The organism is Collimonas sp. OK307 (assembly GCF_900113705.1).
Classification (GTDB): Bacteria; Pseudomonadota; Gammaproteobacteria; order Burkholderiales; family Burkholderiaceae_D; genus Collimonas.
Genome location: NZ_FOQI01000012.1, coordinates 95,248 through 120,681, shown reverse-complemented (window position 1 = coordinate 120,681; position 25,434 = coordinate 95,248). Strand labels below are relative to the sequence as shown.

General features: G+C 57.0%; 27 protein-coding genes. 9 read left to right on the top strand and 18 right to left on the bottom strand.

Annotation, left to right across the window (positions count from 1 at the left end):
- Positions 1 to 65 precede the first annotated feature (65 nt).
- Positions 66 to 656 carry a hypothetical protein gene (locus tag BM205_RS16295; protein ID WP_092415925.1) on the bottom strand — a complete coding sequence of 197 codons (591 nt, stop codon included), beginning with the start codon at positions 654 to 656 and terminating at the stop codon, positions 66 to 68.
- A 287-nt stretch (positions 657 to 943) separates the two neighbouring features.
- Between BM205_RS16295 and nadA the strand changes: the two genes are divergently transcribed.
- Both nadA and nadC read left to right on the top strand, forming a co-directional pair.
- Positions 944 to 2,107, top strand: a complete 1,164-nt coding sequence (nadA, locus tag BM205_RS16290; protein ID WP_175511293.1) for a quinolinate synthase NadA — start codon at positions 944 to 946, stop codon at positions 2,105 to 2,107.
- The gene (gene nadC / locus BM205_RS16285) at positions 2,104 to 2,982 is read left to right on the top strand and encodes a carboxylating nicotinate-nucleotide diphosphorylase (protein WP_092415924.1); all 879 of its coding nucleotides are present in this window, start codon (positions 2,104 to 2,106) and stop codon (positions 2,980 to 2,982) included. Before nadA ends, nadC begins: the two co-directional genes overlap by 4 nt.
- 230 nt (positions 2,983 to 3,212) lie before the next feature.
- Here the strand turns inward: nadC and BM205_RS16280 are convergent, their stop codons facing one another.
- The 6 genes from BM205_RS16280 to BM205_RS16255 form a co-directional block, all read right to left on the bottom strand.
- The gene (locus BM205_RS16280) at positions 3,213 to 4,502 is read right to left on the bottom strand and encodes a M20/M25/M40 family metallo-hydrolase (RefSeq protein ID WP_092415923.1); all 1,290 of its coding nucleotides are present in this window, start codon (positions 4,500 to 4,502) and stop codon (positions 3,213 to 3,215) included.
- A 60-nt stretch (positions 4,503 to 4,562) separates the two neighbouring features.
- Positions 4,563 to 5,876, bottom strand: coding sequence for an MFS transporter (locus tag BM205_RS16275; RefSeq protein WP_092415922.1), 1,314 nt, complete (start codon positions 5,874 to 5,876; stop codon positions 4,563 to 4,565).
- A 98-nt stretch (positions 5,877 to 5,974) separates the two neighbouring features.
- On the bottom strand, positions 5,975 to 7,207 hold the full coding sequence (locus BM205_RS16270; protein ID WP_092415921.1) for an MFS transporter: 1,233 nt from the start codon (positions 7,205 to 7,207) through the stop codon (positions 5,975 to 5,977).
- Between the two features lie 121 nt (positions 7,208 to 7,328).
- A complete protein-coding gene (gene nadB / locus BM205_RS16265) occupies positions 7,329 to 8,933 on the bottom strand; it encodes an L-aspartate oxidase (RefSeq protein ID WP_092415920.1) in 1,605 nt (534 codons plus the stop codon).
- Positions 8,934 to 9,050: 117 nt separating this feature from the next.
- Complete coding sequence (purT, locus tag BM205_RS16260; RefSeq protein WP_092415919.1) at positions 9,051 to 10,262, bottom strand: formate-dependent phosphoribosylglycinamide formyltransferase; 1,212 nt, start codon at positions 10,260 to 10,262, stop codon at positions 9,051 to 9,053.
- A gap of 262 nt (positions 10,263 to 10,524) precedes the next feature.
- Positions 10,525 to 12,210, bottom strand: a complete 1,686-nt coding sequence (locus tag BM205_RS16255; RefSeq protein WP_092415918.1) for an MFS transporter — start codon at positions 12,208 to 12,210, stop codon at positions 10,525 to 10,527.
- Between the two features lie 215 nt (positions 12,211 to 12,425).
- Here BM205_RS16255 and BM205_RS16250 point away from each other — a divergent pair, with 215 nt between their 5' ends.
- Positions 12,426 to 13,172: an aldolase gene (locus BM205_RS16250; protein WP_092415917.1), complete on the top strand. Its 747-nt coding sequence runs from the start codon at positions 12,426 to 12,428 to the stop codon at positions 13,170 to 13,172.
- A 290-nt stretch (positions 13,173 to 13,462) separates the two neighbouring features.
- Here the strand turns inward: BM205_RS16250 and BM205_RS24340 are convergent, their stop codons facing one another.
- Positions 13,463 to 13,630, bottom strand: coding sequence for a hypothetical protein (locus BM205_RS24340; RefSeq protein WP_175511292.1), 168 nt, complete (start codon positions 13,628 to 13,630; stop codon positions 13,463 to 13,465).
- A 67-nt stretch (positions 13,631 to 13,697) separates the two neighbouring features.
- Between BM205_RS24340 and BM205_RS16245 the strand changes: the two genes are divergently transcribed.
- Complete coding sequence (locus BM205_RS16245) at positions 13,698 to 14,399, top strand: 4'-phosphopantetheinyl transferase family protein (protein ID WP_092415916.1); 702 nt, start codon at positions 13,698 to 13,700, stop codon at positions 14,397 to 14,399.
- Positions 14,400 to 14,453: 54 nt separating this feature from the next.
- Positions 14,454 to 14,702: a hypothetical protein gene (locus BM205_RS16240; RefSeq protein ID WP_092415915.1), complete on the top strand. Its 249-nt coding sequence runs from the start codon at positions 14,454 to 14,456 to the stop codon at positions 14,700 to 14,702.
- A gap of 94 nt (positions 14,703 to 14,796) precedes the next feature.
- Here the strand turns inward: BM205_RS16240 and BM205_RS16235 are convergent, their stop codons facing one another.
- Entirely contained in the window at positions 14,797 to 15,018 is a 222-nt protein-coding gene (locus BM205_RS16235) for a hypothetical protein (protein ID WP_092352557.1), read from the bottom strand.
- Positions 15,019 to 15,208: 190 nt separating this feature from the next.
- Between BM205_RS16235 and BM205_RS16230 the strand changes: the two genes are divergently transcribed.
- Together BM205_RS16230 and BM205_RS16225 are read left to right on the top strand one after the other, a co-directional pair.
- Positions 15,209 to 15,571 carry a hypothetical protein gene (locus BM205_RS16230; RefSeq protein ID WP_092415914.1) on the top strand — a complete coding sequence of 121 codons (363 nt, stop codon included), beginning with the start codon at positions 15,209 to 15,211 and terminating at the stop codon, positions 15,569 to 15,571.
- 280 nt (positions 15,572 to 15,851) lie between these two features.
- Positions 15,852 to 16,898: an oxidoreductase gene (locus BM205_RS16225; protein WP_092415913.1), complete on the top strand. Its 1,047-nt coding sequence runs from the start codon at positions 15,852 to 15,854 to the stop codon at positions 16,896 to 16,898.
- Between the two features lie 617 nt (positions 16,899 to 17,515).
- On the opposite strand, the gene BM205_RS24335 is transcribed toward BM205_RS16225, so the two are convergent.
- Both BM205_RS24335 and BM205_RS16220 read right to left on the bottom strand, forming a co-directional pair.
- Entirely contained in the window at positions 17,516 to 17,674 is a 159-nt protein-coding gene (locus BM205_RS24335; protein WP_175511291.1) for a hypothetical protein, read from the bottom strand.
- A 110-nt stretch (positions 17,675 to 17,784) separates the two neighbouring features.
- Positions 17,785 to 18,645: a LysR family transcriptional regulator gene (locus BM205_RS16220; RefSeq protein ID WP_092415912.1), complete on the bottom strand. Its 861-nt coding sequence runs from the start codon at positions 18,643 to 18,645 to the stop codon at positions 17,785 to 17,787.
- Between the two features lie 146 nt (positions 18,646 to 18,791).
- Between BM205_RS16220 and BM205_RS16215 the strand changes: the two genes are divergently transcribed.
- On the top strand, positions 18,792 to 19,232 hold the full coding sequence (locus tag BM205_RS16215; protein WP_092415911.1) for a multidrug/biocide efflux PACE transporter: 441 nt from the start codon (positions 18,792 to 18,794) through the stop codon (positions 19,230 to 19,232).
- A gap of 60 nt (positions 19,233 to 19,292) precedes the next feature.
- Here the strand turns inward: BM205_RS16215 and BM205_RS16210 are convergent, their stop codons facing one another.
- The 7 genes from BM205_RS16210 to BM205_RS16180 form a co-directional block, all read right to left on the bottom strand.
- Positions 19,293 to 19,622, bottom strand: coding sequence for a DUF1488 family protein (locus BM205_RS16210; protein WP_175511290.1), 330 nt, complete (start codon positions 19,620 to 19,622; stop codon positions 19,293 to 19,295).
- Between the two features lie 293 nt (positions 19,623 to 19,915).
- The gene (locus BM205_RS16205) at positions 19,916 to 20,971 is read right to left on the bottom strand and encodes an adenosine deaminase (protein WP_092415909.1); all 1,056 of its coding nucleotides are present in this window, start codon (positions 20,969 to 20,971) and stop codon (positions 19,916 to 19,918) included.
- 92 nt (positions 20,972 to 21,063) lie between these two features.
- Entirely contained in the window at positions 21,064 to 21,792 is a 729-nt protein-coding gene (locus BM205_RS16200; protein ID WP_092415908.1) for an amino acid ABC transporter ATP-binding protein, read from the bottom strand.
- Entirely contained in the window at positions 21,773 to 22,429 is a 657-nt protein-coding gene (locus tag BM205_RS16195; protein ID WP_092415907.1) for an amino acid ABC transporter permease, read from the bottom strand. The genes BM205_RS16200 and BM205_RS16195 overlap by 20 nt, the downstream gene beginning before the upstream one ends.
- Complete coding sequence (locus BM205_RS16190) at positions 22,426 to 23,106, bottom strand: amino acid ABC transporter permease (RefSeq protein WP_092415906.1); 681 nt, start codon at positions 23,104 to 23,106, stop codon at positions 22,426 to 22,428. Before BM205_RS16190 ends, BM205_RS16195 begins: the two co-directional genes overlap by 4 nt.
- A gap of 35 nt (positions 23,107 to 23,141) precedes the next feature.
- Positions 23,142 to 23,921 (bottom strand): transporter substrate-binding domain-containing protein, encoded by a 780-nt coding sequence (locus tag BM205_RS16185; protein ID WP_092415905.1) that lies wholly within the window; start codon positions 23,919 to 23,921, stop codon positions 23,142 to 23,144.
- 1 nt (position 23,922) lies between these two features.
- Entirely contained in the window at positions 23,923 to 24,654 is a 732-nt protein-coding gene (locus tag BM205_RS16180) for a GntR family transcriptional regulator (protein WP_092415904.1), read from the bottom strand.
- 235 nt (positions 24,655 to 24,889) lie between these two features.
- On the opposite strand from BM205_RS16180, the gene BM205_RS16175 reads away from it, so the two are divergent.
- Positions 24,890 to 25,369 (top strand): GNAT family N-acetyltransferase, encoded by a 480-nt coding sequence (locus tag BM205_RS16175; RefSeq protein WP_092415903.1) that lies wholly within the window; start codon positions 24,890 to 24,892, stop codon positions 25,367 to 25,369.
- Positions 25,370 to 25,434: the final 65 nt, after the last annotated feature.

Below are 25,434 nucleotides of genomic sequence, written 5' to 3'. Positions count from 1 at the left end.
GAACAAAAAAAAAGCGTGGCAGAATTTATCTGCCACGCTTTTTTTATATCCAATCATTATGTTGTCTATGGTTGCTGCCGTTCGCCCAGATACAGCAACTGATCCAGCCGGCCACGCAGGCTACGGGCAATTTCCTCGCCCTTGGCTTTGAGCACCGCTTCCAGGTAAACCTGTCGCAATTCGCGGAAATCCTGGACGCTGCCGGCGCGCTCGACTTTCAACTGCAAGCCATATCCGCGCAAACCGATCATGCTCTTGATGGTGTCGTTGTAGAAATGATAAATCGCTTCAAACTGGGTTTGTCCTGGCGGCAGTATTTGTTCAGCGGACATGAGGGAGACAGCGGGCGGAGGGATGTTTTTCGACGCCGGCGCTTCTGCAGTAGCGACATTATTGGCGACGGGACTGCTGGCGGTGGCGGTGTTGGCGCTGCCGCTGCCGCTGCCGGTATCCGCGCTAGCCTGGATCAGGCCGGCTTGCAGCAGTTCGTCCAGATGTTCCTGGTTCAGTCCCAGACCCGCCACTTTCCTTAATAATTCATCATTGCCGGTCTTGCCATCTACCAGTAATAACAGCGTGCGCAGGCGTGGCGCCACGGTTTGGCCGCGCGTTGCTATTTCTGTACGGCCGCGCTCGGTTTTGTCGAAAATAATCATGATCTCCCTGTATTCTTTTATTGCATCCAAAAAAATGCGTGAGGATTTGATCCGGCAGATTTTCAGTCACAGTTTTTTGTGATAATTGTTAAATCATAGTACGGGAGTTCATTCCAGCTTGCAATACGGTAATGTTAAGGCGCGGCCTGACAGATAGCGGTAGAATTCCTGTCCGCAGATACTGCGGCGAAATATGCTGTTGCGCCTTCTGTCGTATGATTGCGCTATTGCCGCACTGAGCCACGTATTCACCTACGCATTTACCCACGCATTTACCGATCATCGCCATGCAAACCCACGCCATCAAAACCGTTGAATTCGAGCGGCCGCAAATGGACCCAGGCAGCAGCTTGGGTTCCAGTTCAGGTACCAGCTGTACTGCCCACGCCTGGGCCCGCGTTCCCGATACCCCCACGCCAGACCAGAAAATCGCGCTCAAGGAGCGTATAAAACGCTTGCTGAAAGAACAGCAGGCGGTACTGGTCGCCCACTATTATGTCGATGGCGATTTGCAGGACCTGGCAGAAGAAACCGGCGGCTGCGTATCCGATTCGCTGGAAATGGCGCGCTTCGGCCGCGATCATCCGGCCAAGACGCTGGTGGTCGCCGGCGTCAAGTTCATGGGGGAAACCTCAAAAATCCTGAGCCCGCACAAGCGCGTGCTGATGCCTGACCTGGATGCGACCTGTTCGCTCGACCTGGGCTGCCCGGCCGACGAGTTTTCCGCTTTTTGCGATGCCCACCCTGATCGCACCGTGGTGGTGTACGCCAATACCAGTGCCGCCGTCAAAGCGCGTGCCGACTGGATGGTCACTTCCTCCATCGGGCTCGACATCGTGGCGCATTTGCATGCCCAGGGTAAAAAGATCCTGTGGGCGCCCGATAAGCATCTGGGCGGCTATATACAGAAACAGACCGGAGCTGACATGTTGCTATGGCAGGGATCCTGCCTGGTGCATGACGAATTCAAGGGTGTCGAACTGGAATTGCTGCGTCAGCAGCATCCGAACGCCAAGATCCTGGTGCATCCGGAAGCGCCGGAAGCAGTGGTGGCGCAAGCCGACGTAGTCGGCTCCACCACGCAATTGATCGCCGCCGCGCAACGCCTGGACGCCGACGAATTCATCGTCGCCACCGATAACGGCATTTTGCACAAGATGAGAATGGCGGCGCCGGGCAAACGCTTTATCGACGCCCCGACAGCCGGTAACAGCGCCACCTGCAAGAGCTGCGCGCATTGCCCCTGGATGGCGATGAATGGCTTGCAGAATCTGGCCGACGTGCTGGAATCCGGCAGCAATGAAATCCATGTCGATGCTGAAATCGGCCGCAAAGCCGTGGTCTGCATCGATCGCATGCTCGACTTTGCGGCGCAACGCAAAGCTAATGTGCGCCCGTCCGGCGATCTGGCGCAAGAACAAAAACTGTTTTCAGGAATCGGTCCCGCATGAGTACTTCCACCAGCACTTTAGAGAATCGTTTTGCGCCGTTTGATGCTGCGCTGCAAACGGCCTTCGATAACAATATCCGCACCGCGATTGCGGAAGATGTCGGCAGCGGCGATCTGACCGGCAAGCTGGTCCCCGAGCAACAAATGGTCAAGGCGCGCGTGATCGTGCGCGAACAGGCAGTGCTGTGCGGCGCACCATGGTTCGAAGCCGTGATGCGGCAGCTCGACGCACGCATTCATATCGACTGGTCTTATGCAGAAGGCGACCTGATGAGCGCCGACAGCCAGGTTTGCCTGATAACCGCACCGGCCCGGGCGCTACTGACCGCCGAGCGCGGCGCCTTGAATTTCCTGCAGCTGTTGTCCGGCGTGGCCAGCGCAACGCGCGTTTATGTCAACGCCATTGCCGACACCAAGGCGCATATTCTCGATACGCGCAAAACCTTGCCTGGCCTGCGCCTGGCGCAAAAATACGCGGTACGGGTAGGCGGCGGACATAACCAGCGCCTGGCTTTGTACGATGGCATCCTGATCAAGGAAAATCACATCGCGGCGGCTGGCGGCATTGCAGCAGCCATGCAGGCGGCGGACAAGCTGGATGCAGGTGTCACGGTGCAGATTGAAGTGGAAAGCCTGGTGCAGCTGGATGAGGCTTTGCGCGCAGGCGCGAAATCGATTCTGCTGGATAACTTCAGCCTCGATGCGATGCGTGATGCAGTCAACCTGACCGCCGGCAGAGCGCTGCTGGAAGCTTCCGGTGGCATCAACATGGAGACGGTGCGGGCGATCGCTGAAACCGGCGTTGACCGGATTTCTATCGGCAGCCTGACCAAGGATGTCCGGGCGACCGATTATTCACTGCGGATTATTGCGTGAATTGGTGATGGTTGTACTTCAGGCGTATGCGCCCGGCGAGTAAGCTTAGTGAATGAGTTTTGCTGCAGTGAACGCCAGCGCTGTCAGGGAGACGGCTGTGATGATAAACCATCTTAGAAGAATGGACCCGAGTTTGGACATATCTTCTTTGGTGGCCATATGATCCAGGCGTGTTTCGATTCGGATCATACGGCCACGCGCCTCGGGTGCCCGTGGTTTTATCCGAAGCTTTACTGGACTTTACCTTGAGCAAAATCCATGATCAGCCGTGTCGATAAATACAGGCGCGGAACAATGGTATTCAGCAGGACATATTCCGCATCATTCGAATGCGCGCCGTAACCGGTCAGTCCCATTCCTTCGATCACAGCCCCTTTCGATTTCAACGCAGCGAACGCGGCATCGGTACCGCCGCCGCTAGCTACGTCTACTATCGTCATCGGTAAACCGAGTTCCTGATATATCGCCGCGCCATGGGCCGACACCGCGCGCGACGCAGCATTGGTTTCCAGCGGCGGCCGGCGCATTTCAAATTTCAGATGGACTTTGGCATCCGGAATCAGTTGATTCTTGACGCGCTCCTGCAACTGGGTTTGCAACTGCTCGAAATCGCTCATCTTCAGGGCGCGGGCATCGGCTTGCGCACTGGCGCTGGCGGGAATCACGTTGCGGTTGGTGCCGGCTTGCGCCACGGTCCAGTTCAATTTCAGGCCACGTTCCGGTTGTGACAAGGAGTTCAGCTGTAACAGTTGATGCGACAGTTCATACAAGGCGTTGATGCCTTTTTCGGGTGCGGCGCCGGCATGTGAAGATTTACCGTCAACCGTCAGATAGGCGGCCGCGATACCGCTGGTCGCCAACCGCAACTCGCCTTTGGCGCCGCCGCCTTCGTAGGAAAACACGGCATCCTGTTCCGCACCCAATTTGGTATGCAAGCTGCGGCCGCCCGGTGAGCTGATTTCTTCATCGCCGTTAATCAGCACGGTCAACGTGTCGTAATCCTTGAAGCCGATTTTTTGCAGGATAGCGATGGTATGCAAGATGGTAGCGACACCTTGCTTGTCGTCGGCAATGCCGAGGCCGTAGGCTTTGTCGCCGTCGACCCGGTATTGCTGATTTTTCAGCATGCCACGCAGGTACACGGTATCCATGTGGGCGATCAGCATGATCTTGCGCTTACCGGTGCCCTTGAACACCGCATGGACGATTTGCCCGATCTTTTCCGGTGTGTCGCCCATCCGGTAAATTTCCGGGGCATCCAGCAACTCAGCCTTGCCGCCCAGCTGCGTCAGGCGATCGCGAATCAGGCTGGCGATCTTTGCCAGGCCTTCAAGATCCTTGCTGCCCGATTCGATATTCACCAGGTCGCGCATGGTATCCATCATTGCCGGCTTTTCCTTTTGCGCCAGCTCGTATACCGGCGCCACCGGGGCCGCCAGCACCAGGCCGGCACTAAATGCCAGTGCTGGAAAAATCAGGCTATTGAGCAGATTTTTTTTCAAGGAAAGGGATGCTTGCATCAATTTTTGTCTCCGTTATACAAACATAGAAAATGTGTCGTGCTGCGGTTTGATTCGCTGCTAAACCTGCTGCAGATTGTCGTGACGTGTCTCGCGCATGCATAGCACCGCGATCAGGCTCAGTGTCGCCGCAACCGATACATAAGCGCCGACATAAGCCAGGCCGCCGCGCTGCGCCAGCAATTGCGCGATGTAGGGCGCCACCGATGCGCCGAGGATGCCGCCGATGTTATAGGCGACACCGGCGCCGGTATAGCGCACGCTGGTGGGAAACAGCTCTGGCAGCAACGCTCCCATCGGCGCGAATGTGACGCCCATCAAGAACAGGAAAATGATCAGGAACAAGGCAATCGCTACCGTATTGCCGCTGCCAAACAGCGGTTGCATGGTAAAGCCCGCAGCGATAGCCGCCAGGGTGCCGGCTATCAGCACCGGCCGGCGGCCGAAGCGGTCGCTGGCGATGGCCGACAACGGCGTCGCCAGCGCCATGAACACCACTGCCAGGCACAGTAGCGCCAGGAATTCCTGCCGCGGGATATGCAAGGTGGTGACGCCATACGACAGCGAAAATACGGTGGCAATATAGAACAGCGTGTAGCAGACGATCATCGCGACCGCGCCCAGCATTACAGGCCGCCAGTTATGTTTGAACAAGGTGATAGCCGGCACTTTGACGGGCTCGCGCTTTTCCAGCGCGGCGGCAAACACCGGCGTTTCGGCGATCTTCATCCGGACATACAGTCCCAGCACTACCAGCGCCGCACTGAAAATAAACGGCACGCGCCAGCCCCAGCTCTTGAACTGTGCATCCGACAGGCCCAACGCCAACGCCAGGAACAGGCCGTTCGCCATCAAAAAGCCGACCGAGGGCCCGAGTTGCGGAAACATGCCGTACCTGCCGCGTTTTCCAGCCGGTGCATATTCGGTTGCGAGTAGCGCCGCGCCACCCCATTCGCCGCCAAGGCCGATGCCCTGGGCGAAGCGCAATACGCACAGCAGGACGGGGGCCAGTGTGCCGATGCTGTCGTACCCCGGCAAGAAGCCGATCAGCATGGTGGAGATACCCATCACCAGCAATGAAATCACCAGCGTCGATTTACGACCGATCCGGTCGCCAAAATGACCGAACAGAAAAGCTCCGATCGGTCGTGCGATAAACGCGATGCCAAAGGTGACAAATGCCGACAGCGCCTGGGCGGTCGGCGAATCGTGCGGGAAAAATATCGGGCCGATGACCAGCGCTGCCGCAGTCGCGTAGACATAGAAGTCGTAGAATTCAATAGCGGTGCCGATGAAACTGGCGAAGATTACTTTCCTGGCGCTGTTTTGCGGCGGGCTTGGGATGGATGTGATTTTCTCTGACGCTGCACTCATCGTGTCTCCTCGTTATGGTTTTGATTTTGATTTCCAAGCATAGCCGAGATGAGCGAATTGCGACACTATCTAAAGCGTCCATCATTCATCATTATCTTTCAGGCGAGCGGCGCTGGCAGGCGCTGCAGCACGCGCACCTCGGAGTCGAATATGATCCAGGCTTGCACTACGAAACCTGCCAGCGCCAGCGCCAGGCAGGCTGATTCACCCCAACGTGCGCCGACCAGGCCGCCAAGCGCGGCACCAATCGGCCGCGCTCCCGTATTCACGGTGAGGAAAATCGCCGATACCCGTCCCAGCATGGCGCCTGGCGTGACTGTCTGGCGCAATGTGGTTGAGGTGATAACCCAGATAATCGGGCCCACACCGAACAGAAAGAAGGCGACAGCTGCCAACACGCCGCTCGGGAACGCGAGTGTCGCCACCATCGTGAGCGCAGCCAGTACCGAGATCACCGGGCCGAGCTGGATCGCGCGGCCAAACGGCAGCCGCGCCACCACGCGCGACGTCAGCAGCGCGCCGACCATCATGCCTACGCCATACGCGCCAAGCGTCATGCCGACCTCGCCGGCAGTGAGCCCGAGCTTCCGCACCGCGTAAGGCACATAGGCAGCCTGCAATACAAACCAGGAAATGTTCCAGGCCACGGCGGTCAACAGGATCGGCCGCAGCAAATTATCGCGCCAGACCAGGTGTGCACCATCGCGTAACTCGAGCAAGGGATGACGGGCTGGCGCCGGCGTGCGCTGTGGTTCACGCAGTTGCAGCAGCAGCACCACTGCCGATCCGGATAGCATGGCAGCCAACACGAACGCGGCCGAAGCGCCGGCCCAGGAAGTCAGCGCGCCGCCCAATGCCGGACCGGCGGCAAAAGCGGCGCTGCGGGCAAGTTCCAGCCGGCCGTTGGCTTTCGCAAGGTTCTCGCGCTCTACCAGCGCCGGTACCAGGGCAGGTGCGGCGACACTGAAACCTACCGTACCGACGGCGCCGATGAAGCCGAGTACCGCCAGCAACTCGATCGAAAGATGGTTCAGGAGAATCGCCGCCAGCACGCCAAGCAAGGCCAGCATGCGTAGCGCCTCTGCCGCCACCATCAGGCGCCGGCGCGAGGTACGGTCGGCCAGCAAGCCGAATGGGATCGACAGCAACAGAAACGGCAACGACTGCACTGCCGCCAGCATGCCGATTTCGCCAGGCCCTGCACCTAGCATCAGTACGGCCATGATCGGGGCCGCCGCCAGGCTTAATTGCTCCGCCGATTGTGCCGCCAGGTTAGACCATGTGAGCGCTACCAGCGAGCGAGGAAGGACAGGGGAAAGTTTTGAAGTCATGAAATTTCTGCATTTTTTCTTGGAAAAACGGAGTGTAGCGCCGGTGCCGGCGGCAAACACTCCGTTTCTTGGCGCGCAATTCGTCTATTCGTCTGCGCGCCGGATGAACGTAATCTAACGCTTAACGCCGCTGTGGCGGTGTCAGCACGCTCGGCAAAGCCTTGGCCAGCGTCTCTGGATAATCCTGGCTGTAGTGCAGGCCACGGCTTTCATGGCGCGACAGTGCGCTTTCGACGATCAGCGAAGCCACCTGCACCAGGTTGCGCAACTCTAGCAAATCGCGGCTGATGCGGAAGTGGGCGTAGTACTCGTCGATCTCTTCCTTCAGCAAGCGGATCCGGTGCTGAGCCCGTTCCAACCGTTTATTGGTGCGCACGATGCCGACGTAATTCCACATGAAGCGACGCAATTCATCCCAGTTGTGAGAAATCACGACTTCTTCATCGGCGTCGGTCACGCGGCTTTCATCCCAGGCCGGCAGCGGTATGGCTTTCGGCTTTTCTTGCTGTGCGATGAATTTAGCGGTGGCGCGGCCGACCACCACGCATTCCAGCAGCGAATTGCTGGCCAGGCGGTTGGCGCCGTGCAAGCCGGTATAAGCGGTTTCGCCGACTGCGTACAAGCCGGGCAAGTCGGTGCGGCCGTTGAGGTCGGTAACGATGCCGCCGCAGGTGAAATGGACTGCAGGCACCACCGGAATCGCCTGTTTGGTGATGTCGATGCCGAGTTCCATGCAACGGGCATAGATAGTAGGGAAATGCTCTTTCAGGAATTCCGGCGACTTGTGCGTGATGTCGAGATCGACATGATCAAGGCCGCGTTTTTTCATCTCGAAGTCGATCGCCCGCGCCACCACGTCGCGCGGCGCCAGTTCGGCCCGTTCGTCGTGTGCCGGCATGAAACGCAGGCCGGCATCGGCGCCTTCGGTATCCGGCAATTTGAGTACGCCGCCTTCGCCGCGGATCGCTTCGGTGATCAGGAACGACTTGGCATAAGGATGGTACAGGCAGGTCGGATGGAACTGGATGAATTCCATGTTCGCTACCCGGCAACCGGCGCGCCAGGCCATGGCGATGCCGTCGCCGGTGGCGCTGTCGGGATTGGTGGTGTACAGGTAGACCTTGCCGGCGCCGCCGGTCGCCAGCACCGTATGGTTGGCAGCCAGGGTCAGCACTTTGCCGGTCTTGACGTTTTTTGCGTACAGGCCGAGACAGCGGGGAGCGTTATCGCCAGTGGCGACCTTCTTCGACGTGATCAAGTCGATGGCGTAATGATCTTCCAGCAGCGTGATGTTGGGATGGGCGCGCACCTTCTGTTCCAGCGTGACTTGCACCGCATGGCCGGTGGCGTCGGCGGCATGGATGATGCGGCGCTGGCTGTGGCCGCCTTCGCGGGTCAGGTGGAAGCCCAGTTCCGCGCTGGCGTCAGGCGTGAAGGGTACGCCTTGTTCGATCAGCCATTCAATTGCGGAGCGGCCGTTTTCAACAATGAAGCGGGTCGCGCTTTCGTCGCATAAACCGGCGCCCGCGATCAGGGTGTCGTTGATATGCTGTTCGTGGCTGTCGCCGGAATCGAGCACAGCGGCGATGCCGCCCTGGGCCCAGTTGCTGGCGCCGTCGAGCAGCGCGCGTTTGGAGATGACTGCAACTTTGTTGGTCTCAGCGAGGTGCAACGCGACCGACAGGCCTGCCAGCCCGCTACCGATAATGGCGACATCGAATTTCATGGTGAATGTGTGGTTATTTGTTCTTTTAATCTGGATCGCCCCGAACCGGAGTCCGGAGCGATGTCTCTACTACCCTTTGTTACGGTACCGCTGTGTTGCTAGCTGCTTTGTATCGGATTAATCTACGATCACCGGCTTGACCTTGGCCGCAGCCTGCTTGGCGCGTATGCGCGCGGTCTCGACGTCGTCGCCGGTAGCCAGCGCGACGCCCATGCGACGACGCTGGAACGACTCCGGTTTGCCGAACAGGCGAATATCCACGCCTGGAACCCGTAACGCGTCCGCCACGCCTTCAAAGGCAATTCCCTTGGCGTCGTGCTGGCCATAGATAACCGCCGAAGCCGCCGGGCTGCGGAGGGCAACGTTGACCGGCAAGCCGAGGATGGCCTTGGCATGCAACTCGAATTCATTTTGCTGCTGGCTGGCCATGGTGACCATGCCGGTGTCGTGCGGGCGCGGGCTGACTTCGGAGAACCAGACCATCTCGTTCTTGACGAACAGCTCGACGCCGAACAAGCCCAGGCCACCGAGGTTGTCGGTGACTTTCTTGGCGATATCGCGCGCCTTGAGCAGCGCTTCCGGATGCATTGGATGCGGCTGCCAGGATTCGACGTAATCGCCTTGCACCTGGACGTGGCCGATCGGCTCGCAGAAATGAGTGGCGATGCTGCCATCCTGCTGCAGCGCTCTGACTGTCAACAGCGTAATTTCATAATCGAAATCGATAAAACCTTCAACGATGACGCGCCCGGAATCGACCCGGCCACCAGCCGCGGCATAAGCCCAGGCTGCTTCTATTTCACTGGCGCTGTCGAGTTTCGACTGGCCTTTGCCGGAAGACGACATGACCGGTTTGATCACGCAAGGAAAGCCGATTGCCGAGCAGGCGGCTTTCAATTCATCCAGGTTGTTGGCGAAGCGGTAAGGCGAAGTTGCCAGTCCCAGCGTCTCGCCAGCCAGACGGCGGATGCCTTCGCGGTTCATGGTCAGCCAGGCGGCACGCGCCGTCGGGATCACGGTGACCTTGCCGGCCGCTTCCAGTGCGACCAGCGTTTCAGTGGCAATCGCTTCAATTTCCGGTACCACCAGATCAGGCTTCTCTTGCGCAATCAGCGCTTCCAGCGCCACGCCATCGGCCATGTTGATGACATGCGAGCGATGCGCGACCTGATGGCCTGGGGCGTTCGGATAGCGGTCGACGGCAATCACTTCAACGCCCAGCCGTTGCAGCGAGATGATGACTTCTTTGCCAAGTTCGCCGGAGCCCAGCAGCATGACTTTGGTGGCGGAAGGGGAGAGCGGGGTACCGATTCTGTTTGGTGTCTTCATTTTGGAAAGGAGCTGCGGTGCATGACGCGCCGTATTAATCGTTGATGGGTGAAGTAGATGATGGCAGTTCGTAAATAAGAGGGCGTGTATTTTCTGAATTCGGCTGGCCATGTAAAGCAAAGCATTATTGTTGGCCAACGCCCGACAATACCAAATATCGAGGCGCATGGACAGTTGGCAGAATGAAAAAAGCCGCCAGAATCATCTGGCGGCTCTTTTTACGCTGCTCAGGCATAGCCGTAAGGATATGCCATATCGTTGATTAGCGCTCGGCCTGGTAAATATCGTAGTCTTTGGTTTCCTTGACAAACAGCATGCCGATGACAAAAGTGGCTGCTGCGATGACGATCGGATACCAGAGGCCATAGTAGATATCGCCCTTGAACGCCACCAGTGCGAAGGCAGTGGTTGGCAGCAAACCGCCGAACCAGCCGTTGCCGATATGGTAAGGCATGGACATCGAAGTGTAGCGGATGCGGGTAGGGAACATTTCCACCAGCATTGCTGCGATCGGGCCGTAAACCATGGTCACGTAGATCACCAGGATAAACAGCAGCAACAGCACCATCGGCTTGTTCATCTGATCCGGATCGGCCTTGCTCGGATAGCCTGCGCCTTTGATGTCGCCAGCCAGTTCTGTCGAGAACGCCTTGTCCTTGGCGGCAGCATCTTCTTTCGACAAGCCGTTGGCGTCATACGAAGTCAGGATCTTTTCGCCGATCTTGATAGTGGCGACCGAACCAGGAGCGCCGACGACGTTTTCATAGTTCACCGAGGCAGCCGACAGCTTGGCTTTGGCAATGTCACAAGACGATGTGAATTTCTTGGTGCCGGTAGGGTTGAACTGGAACTGGCAAGTCGCCGGATCGGCGGTAACGATCACCGGTGCGTTCTTCAGTGCCGCTTCCAGCGCAGGATTGGCATAGTGCGTCAGGCCGGAAAAAATCGGGAAGTAGGTCAGCGCGGCAATCAGGCAGCCGGCCATGATGATGGGTTTGCGGCCGATCTTGTCGGACAGCGTACCGAAGATCACAAAGAACGGCGTGCCCAGCAACAGGGCGAGTGCAATCAGGATGTTGGCGGTGGACATGTCCACCTTCAGGGCTTGAGTCAGGAAGAACAGGGCGTAGAACTGACCTGTGTACCAGACCACGGCCTGGCCGGCGGTCAGGCCGATCAGCGCCAGGATCACCAGTTTCAGATTTTTCCATTGGCCGAAAGCTTCTGTCAAAGGTGCTTTGGAGGTCTTGCCTTCTGCCTTCATTTTGGCAAAAGCCGGCGACTCGTTCATCGACAGGCGAATCCAGACCGAGACTGCCAGCAGGATGACCGAGACCAGGAAAGGAATGCGCCAGCCCCAGGCCGAAAACGCTTCTTCGCCGACGGCGCTACGTACGCCCAGGATCACCAGCAGCGACAGGAACAGGCCCAGTGTCGCGGTAGTTTGAATCCAGGAGGTGAACGCGCCGCGTTTGTCGTCCGGTGCATGTTCGGCGACATAGGTAGCCGCACCGCCATACTCGCCGCCCAGTGCCAGGCCTTGCAGGATGCGCAAGGTAATCAGAATGATAGGAGCGGCAATCCCGATAGTGGCGTAATTCGGCAGGATGCCGACGATGAAGGTCGATGCGCCCATGATCAGGATCGTCACCAGGAAGGTGAATTTACGGCCGATCATGTCACCCAGGCGGCCAAACACCAGCGCGCCGAAAGGGCGCACGATAAAGCCTGCCGCAAATGCCAGCAATGCAAAAATGAAGCCGGTATTAGGATCTGTGCCGGAGAAGAACTGCTTGGCGATGATTGCCGCCAGCGAGCCGTACAGGTAGAAGTCGTACCATTCGAATACGGTGCCCAGGGAAGATGCAAAAATGACTTTGCGCTCCTCTGGTGTAATACCCCGTGTAGCAGGTTTAAGCCCACCTGCGGTAGGTTGTAATGTGGCCATGCCGGTCTCCTTGATTATTTATATTTGGTACAGCTGATTTGGAGTGTGCAGGAAAAACCTTACGCGGGACTTGCTTGAAACTTACCAGAAACTTACATGCCGGAAGTGGTGGAAGTGGCGGACAGCTTCAGATATCCAGGATTAAGTGGGAGAATCCATGAACTGAAGTTTTGTGTTTCTCGATACTATCGTCCAAAACATTTCTAAAGGCTCTCATGAACGCGATTTCCTCTGACATCGAAGCAATTTTCAATTCACCCGTTGTGGCGGCATTGCGAGCCGATCTGGCGTTGGCTCTGCGTGCTGCAGCGCATCACGGGTTAGGAGAGGGAGTTTGCAATCATTTCAGCGTGGCATTGCCGGATCGCAGCGATCTGTTCCTCCTCAATCCGCGGGGCCTGATGTGGAGCGAGATACAAGCCGGCGATATCGTCATGATTGACGCGACCGGCCGCAAACTCGCTGGCCGGCACGAAGTTGAACCCACCGCAATGTTCATTCATGCAGCGATTCACCGCATCGCCCGGAAAAACTGCGTGCTTCACACCCATATGCCTTATGCAACGGCGCTGACGCTGACAGAGGCGCGCGGCCTGGATACGACTTTGTCGCAGAATGCCATGCGTTATCACGGCCGGATCGCCATCGATGACCAGTACAATGGATTGGCGCTGGATGGATCGGAAGGCGAGCGTATCGCCAATGCAATGTCTGGCGCCGACGTCGTTTTTCTTGGCAATCATGGCGTGGTGGTCTGCGGCGAGCGGATCGACTACGCTTACGACGATTTGTATTATCTGGAGCGAGCTTGCACCGCGCAAGTCCTGGCTAGCTCTACCGGCCGCGCTTTACGGCCGGTACGCGCGGAACTGGCAGAACGCGTTGCGCAACAATTGCAGGGAGAACGCTTGCAGTCGGCGCTTTTTTTCGAAGCCTTACGGCGGATATTGAACCCGGATTGAATCAGCGCTTCGGCAGCTATCGACGCTTTGCACCCCTGTCATTACTGACAGCTGCGCCGATCTTGTAGTAAAGCTACAATAGACCGTCTCCTCAACTCTCCCCGAGTTTGGATCCTGCCCGTGACCGCAAGGTATCACGGGCTTTTTTTTGCCTGTCCGCCATAGACAAAAACCTGCGGCGAGAATGAAGCCAGGCGCGAGCATTGTCATGCTTGCGTCATACCGTTGTCATGTTAACCCGGTACGATTCGACTTGTTGATTTAGTGCTCACTCATAAAGACCAACTCAATCAATCGGGCAGGGGCTTTTCGAAGGGTGTTTTGCCATCAGCAGGTTGGCCGGTAGCCTCGATCACCGGCACCAGTTTCGTTGTATCTTGTTGCATTCCAGTTAACCCGCTGCCGTAAGGTGCGCGGGTTTTGTTTTTTGCATTTTTTGTTTCTTGGCCCGGACGCATCAGTGCCGTCGCTGATCGTTATAATGTTTTGTCATCCGTACAAAACTGTTCAGCCCTGAAAAGACACATGCCAATTCCAGAAAATGACATGACCGGAATCATCTTGCCGGAAATGCCCGAGTCTATCCGCCAGGCCAGCTTGCGTTATACGGTCGATGCCGGACAACTGGCCGGCCTGGAAGCCGGCGGCATTGTTTTGCCCGAGAGCCTGGAAAATGCGGTGTTAAAGCGGCAAGTCGAGTTCGCCGCAGGCAGGTTTTGCGCGCGCGAAGCGCTACAACAGCTGGGCTGCGAGAGCCGGGCGACGCTCGCCATCGGCCAGCACAGGGCGCCGCTCTGGCCTGCTGGCTACCTGGGCTCAATCAGTCACGGCGACGGACTGGCGATTGCCATTGTGACCACCGCCAGGTCATGGCGCGGGTTGGGAATCGATATTGAACGGATCCTCACCAATGCAGCGGCAGTACCGTTGGTTGAGCACTCGATGACGGCGGCAGAACTAGCCCTCGGCAACGCTGCCGGCCTGCCGCTTGCACGCTGGCTGAGCCTGGTTTTCTCGGCTAAGGAAAGCTTGTTCAAAGCGCTTTATCCTTTTGTCGGACGCTATTTCGATTTCCTGGATGCCGAGGTGTGCGAGCTGCAAGAACAACAATCCTGCATCACGCTAAGGCTGGTGACAACATTGTCGCCGTCATGCGTGAAAGGCAGCCTGTATTGTGTCCGATATAGTTATTTTTCCAATAATGTCGCGACGCTATGCCTGCTTTGACGACTGGATATTTGCGCAGCGGCATCTATAATAAAAAGTCTCCTGGAGGCTTATATGAAGGCAGCGAAGATCATCGAGATGTGGAGCAGGGCGAGTCATCAGGTACCGCACACCAGTGACGACGATATCGTGCAGATGTTTGCCAACGAGATTGCAAAATTGTCATACAAGCTTACTGACGAAGAGTTATATCGGCTGATTGCGGTGGGGGCATTGGTTTATCAGCGTGGTTTCCGGGAATTCGATGGAACCATCATGGCGGATCTGTTGATCAGGACTTTGCGCGAGGGTGGCCGGGCGTAGGGCGGGTTCTGCAGCAATACAATTCTCTTTCCCGAATAAAAAAGCCTGCGTCCTTAGTGGTCGCAGGCTGGCATGTGGGTGGTCGAAACGCAGATTAAATCCGGTAGATCTTCTCGCCAGTCTGCACAATCACAAATTTCCCTTCCGAATACGGGTTCAGCGCACGTCCATCGGCCAGCTGGTAGGTTTTCGATACTGGCAGGCTACTGATTACGCCGTTTGCGGTGGCTCTTTCAATCGTGTTTTCATAACACTCTACATGATAGGCGTCCCCGGTTTCTTTGCCTTTGGCGTCGAATTTTTCTATTAAATCCATAAATGTCTCCTTGTGCATGAGGTTGGAATACCTGCGGTAACGATACCAGATTTTATTTCGCAGTTGTAGTTATCAATGGCGTTAATCGATGCTTCCGCCTGGCGACGGAAGTCCTGCAGCCTTGCTGCTATCCATTGCGGCGCGTACCATGGGGGTCGCAGCAAGGCAAATACTTACAGAGGAAGCAGTAATGAACGACAGTTTGACAAGAGATGAATACGACGCGCTGGGCCAGATCGGCAAGGGTGCGCACGGCAGGGTGAGCGCTTGCGTGGCACGCAATACCAAGCGCCTGGCCGGACTGAAGTACATTGCGTATGAAAAAAACGGTGGCCTGTCCTTGACCGAAAAAGGCCAGCAGACCTTGTTCATCAGGAATTGCATAGATGGTTTGCGCGCCGTGGCGAGCGACCCTGGCACCAAGCTTGCGGCTGATGTTGCGCTGTTCCTCGGGAAAAAGGGACATGTCATCGCCAGGTCTGCCGGCGACGGTTACGACATCACCGAAAAAGGGCGTGAATCCCTGGCCGATATCGATTCTTCGGCCCCCTGAATCGCGCCGGAGTTGCCACCGAAGCGGTTATTTACGCTGCCGCCTTTGGGGGCAATCAAGCCATCGCGCAAGTTGTTGCAAGTCCGGTCCGAAGTACTAACCTTGTGCGTTCGGTAAAAAATCATATAAATCAAAGACTTGATTAAAATTAGTGATAGTTATCCACAGGACTGTCCACAATTTCTGTGGGTAACTTTTTCAATCATCATTTGCTTTGGCTGAATCCATCCGGACTTATCTGAATCCACCCTAATCTATCCCGTAATGTAGAAGGAGAGCCATGTCCATCTTGAAAGTAGGCCTGTTAGGCTACGGTTTTGCCGGCGCCACTTTTCATGCGCCACTCATCGGATACTCGGGGCGCACCGAGGTTAGCGCGATTGCCAGCAGTCAAACCGAGGCTGCCGCCAAAGCGTGGCCGCGGGCGCGCTTTGTTGCCGATCTCGATGGTTTGCTGGCGGATTCGGCGATCGAATGCATCGTGATCGCAACGCCCAATGACACGCATTTTGAATTCGCCCGTCGTGTATTGGCGGCAGGCAAGCATGTGGTGGTCGATAAACCGGTCACGCTGAGCGCAGCCGAGGCGCGCACCCTGGCGCGCATGGCCGCAGATAGCAAACTGTTGCTGGCGCCGTTCCATAATCGTCGCTGGGATGGCGATTTCCGTACTTTGCAATTGCTGGTCGCCAGCGGCCGGCTTGGCCATATCACGCATTTTGAATCGCATTTCGACCGTTTCCGGCCCCTGGTACGGCAGCGCTGGCGCGAGAATGCGTTAACCGGAGGCGGTTTGCTGTATGACCTTGGGCCGCATTTGATCGACCAGGCACTGACATTGTTTGGCGCTCCGCAAAGTGTCAATGCGACCATCGGCACCTACCGCGAGCATGCCCAGGCAGACGACTATGTCCACTTGCAGCTGGGCTATCCCGATAAGCAGGTGGTGTTGCACGCCAGCGCCCTGAGCGCATTGGAGGCGCCGCGCTTTGTGGTGCATGGCCGCCGCGGCAGCTATCTGAAATCAGGACTCGACAGCCAGGAAGATCAGCTCAAGGCTGGTTTGCGTCCCGGACAGCCCGGTTGGGCTAAAAACCCGCCCGGCTTGATCAGGGAAGTGGAGGGCGAGCTTGATCTGCGTGGTGAACTGGCTACGCTGGATGGTGCTTACGAGGAATTTTATCGTGCGCTGGCGGCTTCGGTTCAGGATGGTGCGCCATTTCCGGTTGCGGCCGATGCTGCGGTCAGCGTCGCGGAAATTCTCGAACTGGCGCGCCAGAGCGCTGACGAGGGCCGGCGCTTATCCTATACGGCAGTGGGATGGTAGCGCTATCAGCCCTATGAATAACTGATATGCGTTAAATAAATTGGCGGTGCCGGGGGCGGGTCTATATAGTTGTACCTGTCTCCTCCAACACCTCACAAGGTTTGGATTCAAGCCCGCACCGAAAGGTCTAGCGGGCTTTTTTTTATCCACATGGCTCGTGGTAAATGCGCATTCTTCGTCACTTTTCTTGCATTAACTACAAAATCTGTGTATAATTCAGAAATTGCCTGTCGCGTACAACGTCTTAAACGTGATCCGGGCCAATACAAGAGTAGATTCGTTACACGTCGGAGCCACTTTCCAGATAGGACTGGGTTTCGGGAATCTTCTCCTGTATTGAAGAATTAAAAAAACCTGCTTGCCTCACGGCCGCAGGTTTTTTTGCATCTGATACCGTATTTTTACTATATTGCAGTGCCGCATATTTCGTCATATAGTTGATTCGTCTCCTCCAACCTCTACGGTTTGGATTCAGCCCGCGCCGCAAGGCCCAGCGGGCTTTTTTTTGTCTGGCGGGAAGAGGGCAAAGAGAGCAGCCATGCGGCCGCGCAGGCTGGACACGATGTGCTCACCCTGCGCGGTTTGGTTTCTGTGCCGGCAATGTGCCGACATTGACCTTACTGGTGCGGCTTGATCGTCCGGCCGCGCTGCAATCGGGCGTCAGAGCGGGCATTGCGGTTATAAGTTGACAGGAAACCGCGTGTTTTAAACTCTTTACGCAACAGGAAAAAAGCCAGCAAAGCGGCAAAGGTGACGGAGGCGAGGAGGATTAACATTTTTTGTCTGTTTTTTGGGTGATATCGGACAACAGCAAAATTCGCGCCAGATATCGCTGCCGTAACCGACGCATCGCCAATACAGCACGAATACGCCGCAAATCACCTGCTCATCGCGCCATCAAGGTATCCAGCAGCCAGCTGCCGGCCGGTCCCAAGCCACGCTGCCGCGACCAGACCGCATCGACCTGTATGCTTTTCGGCCAGCCGCGCACCTTCAGCTCGAGCAAGCTGTTGGCGGCAAAGCGCTTGGCCATCCAGTGTGGCAACTCGGCCCAGCCGAAGCCCAATTCCGTCATTTCCAGCAACAGCAGGTAACTGGACGCAGTCCAGCATTTACCGCGCCGGCGTTGCACCGCATCGTCGGCGTAGGTACTCAGGCGCAGCTCGCGCGCGCCATGCAGCATCTCGGTGGAGATATGTTTTGCCCGCGCCAGCGGATGTTGTTTGCCGACGTACAAACCGATTGCCGAACGATCCGGGACCGATTCAAAACCGATATCCGGCGCGTAGTCCGGCTGCGCCGCCACCAGCCCGAGATTGGCGCGTCCTTCCTGCACCAGGGAGACCACATCGTTGTGCTCCGCAATCATGCATTCCAGCTCTAGTTCGGGGTAGCGCTGTTCGAAACTGGTGAGGATGTGCTCGAAGCGGTCCGACTGGTAGGTATCCGACAACACCAAAGTCAATTGCGGTTCCAGCCCGCCAGCTAGCCGGTGCGCTGATCGTTCAAGGCGGTCGGTGGCCTCCATCACCTGCTGCGCATGTACCAGCATCGCCCGGCCTTGCTCAGTCAGCGTCGGGCGGCGGGTGCTGCGATCGAACAGCGTCAGTCCGAGGTCGATTTCCAGGTTGGCGATCGCTTCGCTGACGGTGGATTGCTGTTTGCCGAGTTTGCGGGCTGCCGCCGAAAACGAGCCTTGCGTGGCGGCTTCGACAAACATGAATAGCGTTTCCAGGGAGTGCCGCATCCGTGCTGGTTCCTATGTATGTGTCTATGTGTCTATGTGTTTATCCATCGGTTTATCCGATGGTTATTACTTTTATAGTATCAGGAAAATCGAAGAAAATAGCCTCATCGACTTCATCAACCAATTTTGAAGTAATGGGAGGCAATATGAATACGCACAAAACCTGGACCGAGCGCGCTACTCACGCACTGATTTTTGAGGTGTTGGCAGTCTCAATGACAGCACCGGTATTAGCCTGGGTGTTGAAGGTGCCGATGGCCCACGCGGGCTTGCTGACGCTGATGATTTCGCTGGTGGCGATGATCTGGAACATGATTTTCAACAGCCTGTTCGACCGCATCGAGCGCCATTGGCGCCTGGTCCGCACCATGGCCATGCGGGTGGTGCACGCTACTGCATTTGAAGCCGGGCTGGTCGCAATTGTCGTGCCCTTGGTGGCATGGTGGCTGAATATGAGCTTGCTCGATGCACTGATTCTCGACATCGGCTTGCTGCTCTTCTTCCTGCCTTACACCTTCGTCTTCAACCTGGCATATGACAAGCTGCGCGCAGCGTTGTTGAAGAAGCGTGCGTTTGCCGACACGTGACAATCCACCGCATGCGCAGGCCGCATGCGGTGAGTTAGTGAAATCAGGTCAGTCCGGGAATTATTGGAAATAACCGCTGCCGATAACCAGCGGTTTGCCGATAATGCCGGCGCCGATCAAGCGCCGTGCAACGCCTTCGATTTTTGTCTGGAATGCCCGATAAGTGACGAGCAAGTCGAGTTTAGGGTCTTTCGAATGCGACAGATCTGAGAGTGTGGTTGCTGGCACCAGGCACTGATACTGTTGAAATTCGACCGTCACCGAAAACAGAATGCCGGCGTTGGTCAGGCGAGGTGCAGCAAGTACGTTGTCCATCATGGTCTCCACGATAATACGGTTGCGCAGAGTCAGACGGGATCGATAGAGCAGGCTATCTGGCTGCTTATCCATGTTGCACGGAAACTGTCCGGCTGGCAAGGACATTACAGCTTTTAGGGCGTTGGGCCAGATTCGTTATACGCTTGCGGAATATCAGGTATGCGAACTCTAAAGCATACAAGTAGAAGTAGCATCGCTATAGTTACGCCTGTCTCCTCCAACACCTCCTAGGTTTGGATTCAGCCCGCAACCGCAAGGTATGCGGGCTTTTTTTTTGCCTGTCCGGTTTCAGGCGCAAAAAAAACCGCCGGACCTGTGCGGTGCGGCGGCTTGCGGGCGGTGCTGCAATGGAGGGGGGCGTAAGGCTAATGCGCCATACAGTAACCATCCAGCTCCAGCAGCAGTTGCTGCTTTGCCGCGGCAGGTAAGAATGTCGCCTCAAAAGCATTCCGCGCCAGCATCACCAATTCGGTGCGGCTCAAGCGCAGCGCTGCCGCCACCGCCAGGAAATTGGCGTTCATGTAGCCGCCGAAGTAGGCCGGATCGTCAGAGTTCACGGTAACCGCCAGGCCGGCATGCAGCATGCGCGCCAGGTTGTGGTTGCGCATGTCGTCGACCACGCATAACTTGAGGTTGGACAGCGGGCATACCGTCAGCGGGATGCGTTGCTGCGCCAGCCGTTTCATCAAGGCCGGGTCCTCCTCGCTGCGCACGCCATGATCGATACGTTCCACATGCAGCACATCGAGTGCGGCCTCAACGTATTGCGGCGGGCCTTCTTCGCCGGCGTGGGCAACCAGGTGAAAACCGAGTTCGCGGCAACGCGCAAAGACCCGTGCAAATTTTTCGGGGGGATTGCCGCGCTCCGCGGAATCCAGGCCTATACCTATCCACAGGTCACGATATTGCGCACGCAAGGGCAGCGCTTCTTCCAAGGTCGCGAAGGCATCTTCTTCCGATAAATGACGCAGGAACGACATGATCATGGCGCTGCTGAAGCCGTACTTGTCGCGCGCTTCACGCAGGGCGCGGGCGATCCCTGCAAATACTACATCGATGCCGATGCCGCGTTCGGTATGGGTTTGCGGATCGAAGAAAATTTCCGAATGGCGCACGTTGTCGGCGCGTGAACGGACGATGTATGCCATCGTCATATCGTAAAAATCCTGTTCGGTCTGCAATACGGCAGCACCAGCATAGTACAGGTCGAGAAACGATTGCAGATCGGTGAAGGCGTAGGCGGCGCGCAGTTCTTCGACCGAGGCGTACGGCAGTTTGACATTGTTGCGTTGGGCCAGCGAGAACAGTAGTTCAGGTTCCAGCGTGCCTTCAATATGCAGGTGCAATTCCGCTTTCGGCAAGCCTTCGATGAAGGAGATCAGATCGGCAGCGAGTGGCGGGGTAGTGCTGATTGAATTCATGTGTACTTCCACAATTAACAGGAGCTAATCCGCAATTTTACAGAATTGCGGATCAGCTCACCCGGTTTGCCAATTTCGGCGTTGATTGAAGCTTAGTGCGAGGCGCCCAGAAACTGCTGCAGTTCGACTGTTTTCGGGTTCGCAAAAATATCCTCCGGCGCGCCGATTTCATGCACCTTTCCCTGATGCATGAACACTACGCGATCGCAGACCTCACGCGCAAAGCGCATTTCGTGCGTCACCATCAACAGCGTCATGCCTTCCTCCGCCAGACCGCGCACCACCGCCAATACCTCGTTCACCAGTTCAGGATCAAGTGCAGAGGTAATCTCATCGCACAGCAAGGCCTGCGGCTGCATCGTCAGCGCGCGTGCAATCGCCACCCGCTGCTGCTGGCCGCCGGACAACTGATCCGGATAAGCATCGAATTTTTCGGCAAGGCCGACCCGTGCCAGGTTTTCCTGCGCCGATTTGCGCGCCTCGCTCTCCGGCGTTCCCTTGACGATCATCGGCGACAGCATCACGTTGCGGCCCACAGTCAGGTGCGGAAACAGATTGAATTGCTGGAAGATCATGCCGACCTTGAGGCGCAGCGCCCGCAATTCCAGCTCGGTCTTGCCCAGATGCGATCCGGCGACGCTGATATTGCCCTCGTCGATGCTTTCCAGACCGTTGATACAGCGCAGCAGAGTACTCTTGCCGGAGCCGCTTTTGCCAATGATGGCAATCACTTCACCTGCTTCGACATCGAGCCGGATGCCTTTCAGCACCTGGTTATCGCCGAAACTTTTCTTTACGTTATCAATGGCGATTAGTGGCATTGAATTTCCTTTCCAGAGACTGACTGTATTTGGACAGCGGCCAGCACAACGCAAAATACATCAGCGCCACCAAGGCATACACGGTGAACGGCTGAAACGTAGCGTTGGTGATCATGGTGCCGGCTTTCGACAGTTCAACGAAGCCGATGATGGAGGTGACCGCTGTACCTTTGACGATTTGCACGCTAAAACCTACCGTAGGCGGAATCGCGATACGCAAGGCCTGCGGCAAAATCACGTGGCGCATTTGCTGCATGTAGCTCATCGCCAGGCAAGACGATGCTTCCCATTGGCCACGCGGAACGGCGTCAACGCAGCCGCGCCAGATTTCGGCCAGATAGGCGCTGCTCCAGCAAGTCAGCGCCAGGCCGGCGGCAAGCCAGGCTGGCACTTCCAGGCCAAACAAAGCCAGGCCGAAAAAGGCCAGGAACAATTGCATCAGCAAGGGCGTGCCTTGGAACAGTTCGATATACATTTTGGTGAGGCGGCGCAACCAGGCTTGCTTCGAGCTTCGCAAGAACAAGATGACCAGTCCCAGCAGGCCGCCCAAGGCAAACGACGCCAGCGACAGCAATACGGTCCAGCGCATTGCCAGCAACAGGTTGCGGACGATGTCCCAGGTCGAAAAGGAAATCATGCGGCCTCCCTGGCTACAGGCCGGCCAAAAAGCCGGTCACCAATCAAACGCAGCAATTGCCGCAAGCCGATCGCCAGCACCAGATAGATGGCAGTCGACAGCAGATACGATTCAAACGAACGGAAGTTGCGGCCCTGGATGAAGTTGGCCGCATACGCCAGTTCTTCCACCGCAATTTGCGAACACACGGCAGAACCCAGCATCACGATCACCACCTGGCTGGACAGGGCCGGCCAGATTTTTTGCAAGGCCGGCGGCAGGATGATATGACGGAATATCTGCATCCTGGTCATTGCCAGGCTTAATCCGGCTTCGATCTGGCCGCGAGCGACGGCGGCGATACCGGCGCGGATGATTTCACAGCTGTAGGCGCCCAGATTGATCACCATGGCCAATATTGCCGCCTCCATCTCGCCGATTTGCAAACCGATCCCCGGCAAACCGAAGAAAATGAAAAACAGCTGGATCAGGAATGGCGTGTTGCGGATCAATTCCACGTAGGCGCTGACCAGCGGCCGCAACCAGCGCGGCCCCTGGGTACGGGCCCATGCGCCGAAGATGCCGACCGCTATTCCGAGCACGCCGCCGATTGCGATCAGCTCGATTGTCACCAGCACGCCCTTGATGAGGACGGCTGGATAGTCGAACGGCGCCAGAAAATCGAAGTGATAACTCATGTCTTGCCTAAGCTGGTGGTGGTGGCAAGTCGGGTTTACAGATTAGCCGGCAAAGGCAAGCCCAGCCACTTCACGCTCACCGCATTCAATTCGCCATCCTTCTTGGTTTGCGCCAGGATCTCATTAACCTTGGCCAGCAATTTCGGTTCGTCCTTGTTCAGGCCGATCGAGCAAGGCGAGTTCTTGATCAGGAATTTCGTTTCCGGTTTCTTCGGCGGATTCTTGGCGATGATCGCGGCAGCCACTACGTTGCCGGTTGCGACCAGTTGCACCTGGCCGGACAAGAACGCGCTGATGGTGCCGTTATTGTCTTCGTAGCGCTTGATGGTGGTGCTGGCTGGAGCGATCTTGGACAGTTCCAGGTCTTCCACGGCGCCACGGGTCACGCCCACGGTTTTGCCGGCCAAATCGGCTGCACTGGCGACCTTTTGATCGGCGCCGCCGAATACGCCGTTATAGAAAGGCGCATAGGCGTCGCTGAAGGCGATCACTTTTTCGCGCTCCGGATTTTTGCCGAGGCTGGAAATGATCAGGTCGACTTTCCTGGTTTGCAGGTAAGGCACGCGATTGGCGCTGGTAACCGGGACCAGTTCGATCTTGACGCCTAGTTTTTTAGCAATCAAGGTAGCGACGTCGATGTCCAGCCCTTGCGGCTTGAGATCGCTGGTGACCGAGCCGAACGGCGGGAAGTCTTGCGGCACGGCGACTTTCAGGACACCGCTCTTGACAATATCGTCGAGCGCGTCGGCCCGTGCGGTGCTGCTGAAGAGGGCAGTGGCGGCAACCATGGCAAGTAAAATCTTTGGAAATTTCATGTTAAAACTCCTTTAGCTGAGGTGATATTGCAAATGACGGCTTGTCGAGATTATCTCTAAGTGGCGCTAGTGCTTGCCGTAGCGGTGACAGCGGATCGCTGCGCAGCGATTGATCCAGGCCCGCTTCGACGTTGCATAAATGGGTGTGCATCAGTTGCTCTGCCTGCTCCAGGTTGCCGCTTTCCAGCGCCGCGACGATGCCGACGTGTTCGGCACAGGATTGCCGGGCATGGTGTGACGACTGGTACTGCATGGCGGTCAGGGTGGTGCGGGTAGTGAGATCGCGCAAGGTGTCGGCCAGCAAAGTGTTGCCAAACGATTCACACAGGCAGACATGGAAATCGCCTAGCAGGAAGCTGCGGTTGGCGACATCTTCGCCTTCCAGCGAGGCTTGTTCGCGCTCGACGTGCTGGCGCAGCTTGCGGATGGCATCGGCGCCAATCGGCCGCGCATGCCGCAGCAGCCCCAATTCCAGCACCCGGCGCGCCTCGAAGGCATCGCGCGCATCCTCTGGCGTGGGTTCAATCACATACCAGCCGCGGCGGGCGCTGACGGTGACGATGCCGCGTGTCACCAGACGGGTTAGTGCCTCGCGAATCTGGGTCCGGCTGACGCCAAACAATTCTGCCAGTTGCTGTTCGCCTAAGCGGGTGCCGGGCGCGAGTTTACGCGCCAGCATTGCCTCGGTAATCCGTTCGGCGATCTGGGTTGACGATTTGGCGGTGGCAGTCATGCGGTGGTATCTGCAAGTCGCATGCCAGGCGATATCAGCTGATATTTTGGCCTGATGCACCAATCTGATATACAAGATTGGTGTATCAGTTCACCAATTTGGCGAGTGCTGCCGAAAATTGTCACTAAAGTCACTAAAAAGGGGAGCGGCTGCGCTTTTTTTGCACCCGCCTGGCATTGCCCTACGCTGATATAGAATCAGAAACATCAATCAATAATGAACCAGGATCAAAAACATGACTCAGATAGTGAACGCCGATTTTGCCGATGCACGCCATGCCGGTGCAATTGTGGAGCTGCTGAACGGCTATGCCATGGACGCCATGGGCGGCGGGCAGCAGCTCGCCGATTTCGTCAAAAGCAACCTGATCGCTGCCCTCGGCAAAAGAAACGATGTCCACGTGGTACTGGCTTTTGTCGACGACGAGCCAGCCGGCGTGGCGATCTGCATCGAGGGATTCTCGACTTTTGCCTGTCAGCCGCTGCTGAATATCCATGATCTGGCGGTCGCCGCAAAATTTCGCGGCCGCGGGATTTCGAAGAAGCTGATCGCTCAGGTCGAGAAGGTGGCGCACGGCCTTGGCTGCTGCAAGATCACGCTGGAAGTGTTGGAAGGCAACCAGCTCGCCCAGGCGTTGTACAAGTCGACCGGGTTTGCCGGTTATGAACTGGATCCTGCCATGGGCAAGGCCATGCTGCTGCAGAAAAAACTCTAACGTCGGCCGAGGTCTGTCAAGGTCGGCCCAGGTCGGCCCAGGTCGAGGGGGAATAGCTCCGGGGC

Excerpts from the sequence above, each read along its gene's own strand:
- BM205_RS16230 (WP_092415914.1), top strand. The coding sequence starts at position 15,209 with ATGAACGACAGTTTGACAAGAGATGAATACGACGCGCTGGGCCAGATC.
- BM205_RS24335 (WP_175511291.1), bottom strand. The coding sequence starts at position 17,674 with ATGTTAATCCTCCTCGCCTCCGTCACCTTTGCCGCTTTGCTGGCTTTT.
- BM205_RS16195 (WP_092415907.1), bottom strand. The coding sequence starts at position 22,429 with ATGATTTCCTTTTCGACCTGGGACATCGTCCGCAACCTGTTGCTGGCA.
- BM205_RS16215 (WP_092415911.1), top strand. The coding sequence starts at position 18,792 with ATGAATACGCACAAAACCTGGACCGAGCGCGCTACTCACGCACTGATT.
- BM205_RS24340 (WP_175511292.1), bottom strand. The coding sequence starts at position 13,630 with ATGCGTCCGGGCCAAGAAACAAAAAATGCAAAAAACAAAACCCGCGCA.
- BM205_RS16190 (WP_092415906.1), bottom strand. The coding sequence starts at position 23,106 with ATGAGTTATCACTTCGATTTTCTGGCGCCGTTCGACTATCCAGCCGTC.
- BM205_RS16180 (WP_092415904.1), bottom strand. The coding sequence starts at position 24,654 with ATGACTGCCACCGCCAAATCGTCAACCCAGATCGCCGAACGGATTACC.
- BM205_RS16225 (WP_092415913.1), top strand. The coding sequence starts at position 15,852 with ATGTCCATCTTGAAAGTAGGCCTGTTAGGCTACGGTTTTGCCGGCGCC.
- BM205_RS16245 (WP_092415916.1), top strand. The coding sequence starts at position 13,698 with ATGCCAATTCCAGAAAATGACATGACCGGAATCATCTTGCCGGAAATG.
- BM205_RS16205 (WP_092415909.1), bottom strand. The coding sequence starts at position 20,971 with ATGAATTCAATCAGCACTACCCCGCCACTCGCTGCCGATCTGATCTCC.
- BM205_RS16240 (WP_092415915.1), top strand. The coding sequence starts at position 14,454 with ATGAAGGCAGCGAAGATCATCGAGATGTGGAGCAGGGCGAGTCATCAG.
- BM205_RS16280 (WP_092415923.1), bottom strand. The coding sequence starts at position 4,502 with ATGCAAGCATCCCTTTCCTTGAAAAAAAATCTGCTCAATAGCCTGATT.
- BM205_RS16210 (WP_175511290.1), bottom strand. The coding sequence starts at position 19,622 with ATGGATAAGCAGCCAGATAGCCTGCTCTATCGATCCCGTCTGACTCTG.
- BM205_RS16200 (WP_092415908.1), bottom strand. The coding sequence starts at position 21,792 with ATGCCACTAATCGCCATTGATAACGTAAAGAAAAGTTTCGGCGATAAC.
- BM205_RS16270 (WP_092415921.1), bottom strand. The coding sequence starts at position 7,207 with ATGACTTCAAAACTTTCCCCTGTCCTTCCTCGCTCGCTGGTAGCGCTC.
- BM205_RS16175 (WP_092415903.1), top strand. The coding sequence starts at position 24,890 with ATGACTCAGATAGTGAACGCCGATTTTGCCGATGCACGCCATGCCGGT.
- nadC (WP_092415924.1), top strand. The coding sequence starts at position 2,104 with ATGAGTACTTCCACCAGCACTTTAGAGAATCGTTTTGCGCCGTTTGAT.
- BM205_RS16295 (WP_092415925.1), bottom strand. The coding sequence starts at position 656 with ATGATTATTTTCGACAAAACCGAGCGCGGCCGTACAGAAATAGCAACG.
- BM205_RS16235 (WP_092352557.1), bottom strand. The coding sequence starts at position 15,018 with ATGGATTTAATAGAAAAATTCGACGCCAAAGGCAAAGAAACCGGGGAC.
- purT (WP_092415919.1), bottom strand. The coding sequence starts at position 10,262 with ATGAAGACACCAAACAGAATCGGTACCCCGCTCTCCCCTTCCGCCACC.
- nadB (WP_092415920.1), bottom strand. The coding sequence starts at position 8,933 with ATGAAATTCGATGTCGCCATTATCGGTAGCGGGCTGGCAGGCCTGTCG.
- BM205_RS16220 (WP_092415912.1), bottom strand. The coding sequence starts at position 18,645 with ATGCGGCACTCCCTGGAAACGCTATTCATGTTTGTCGAAGCCGCCACG.
- BM205_RS16185 (WP_092415905.1), bottom strand. The coding sequence starts at position 23,921 with ATGAAATTTCCAAAGATTTTACTTGCCATGGTTGCCGCCACTGCCCTC.
- nadA (WP_175511293.1), top strand. The coding sequence starts at position 944 with ATGCAAACCCACGCCATCAAAACCGTTGAATTCGAGCGGCCGCAAATG.
- BM205_RS16250 (WP_092415917.1), top strand. The coding sequence starts at position 12,426 with ATGAACGCGATTTCCTCTGACATCGAAGCAATTTTCAATTCACCCGTT.
- BM205_RS16255 (WP_092415918.1), bottom strand. The coding sequence starts at position 12,210 with ATGGCCACATTACAACCTACCGCAGGTGGGCTTAAACCTGCTACACGG.
- BM205_RS16275 (WP_092415922.1), bottom strand. The coding sequence starts at position 5,876 with ATGAGTGCAGCGTCAGAGAAAATCACATCCATCCCAAGCCCGCCGCAA.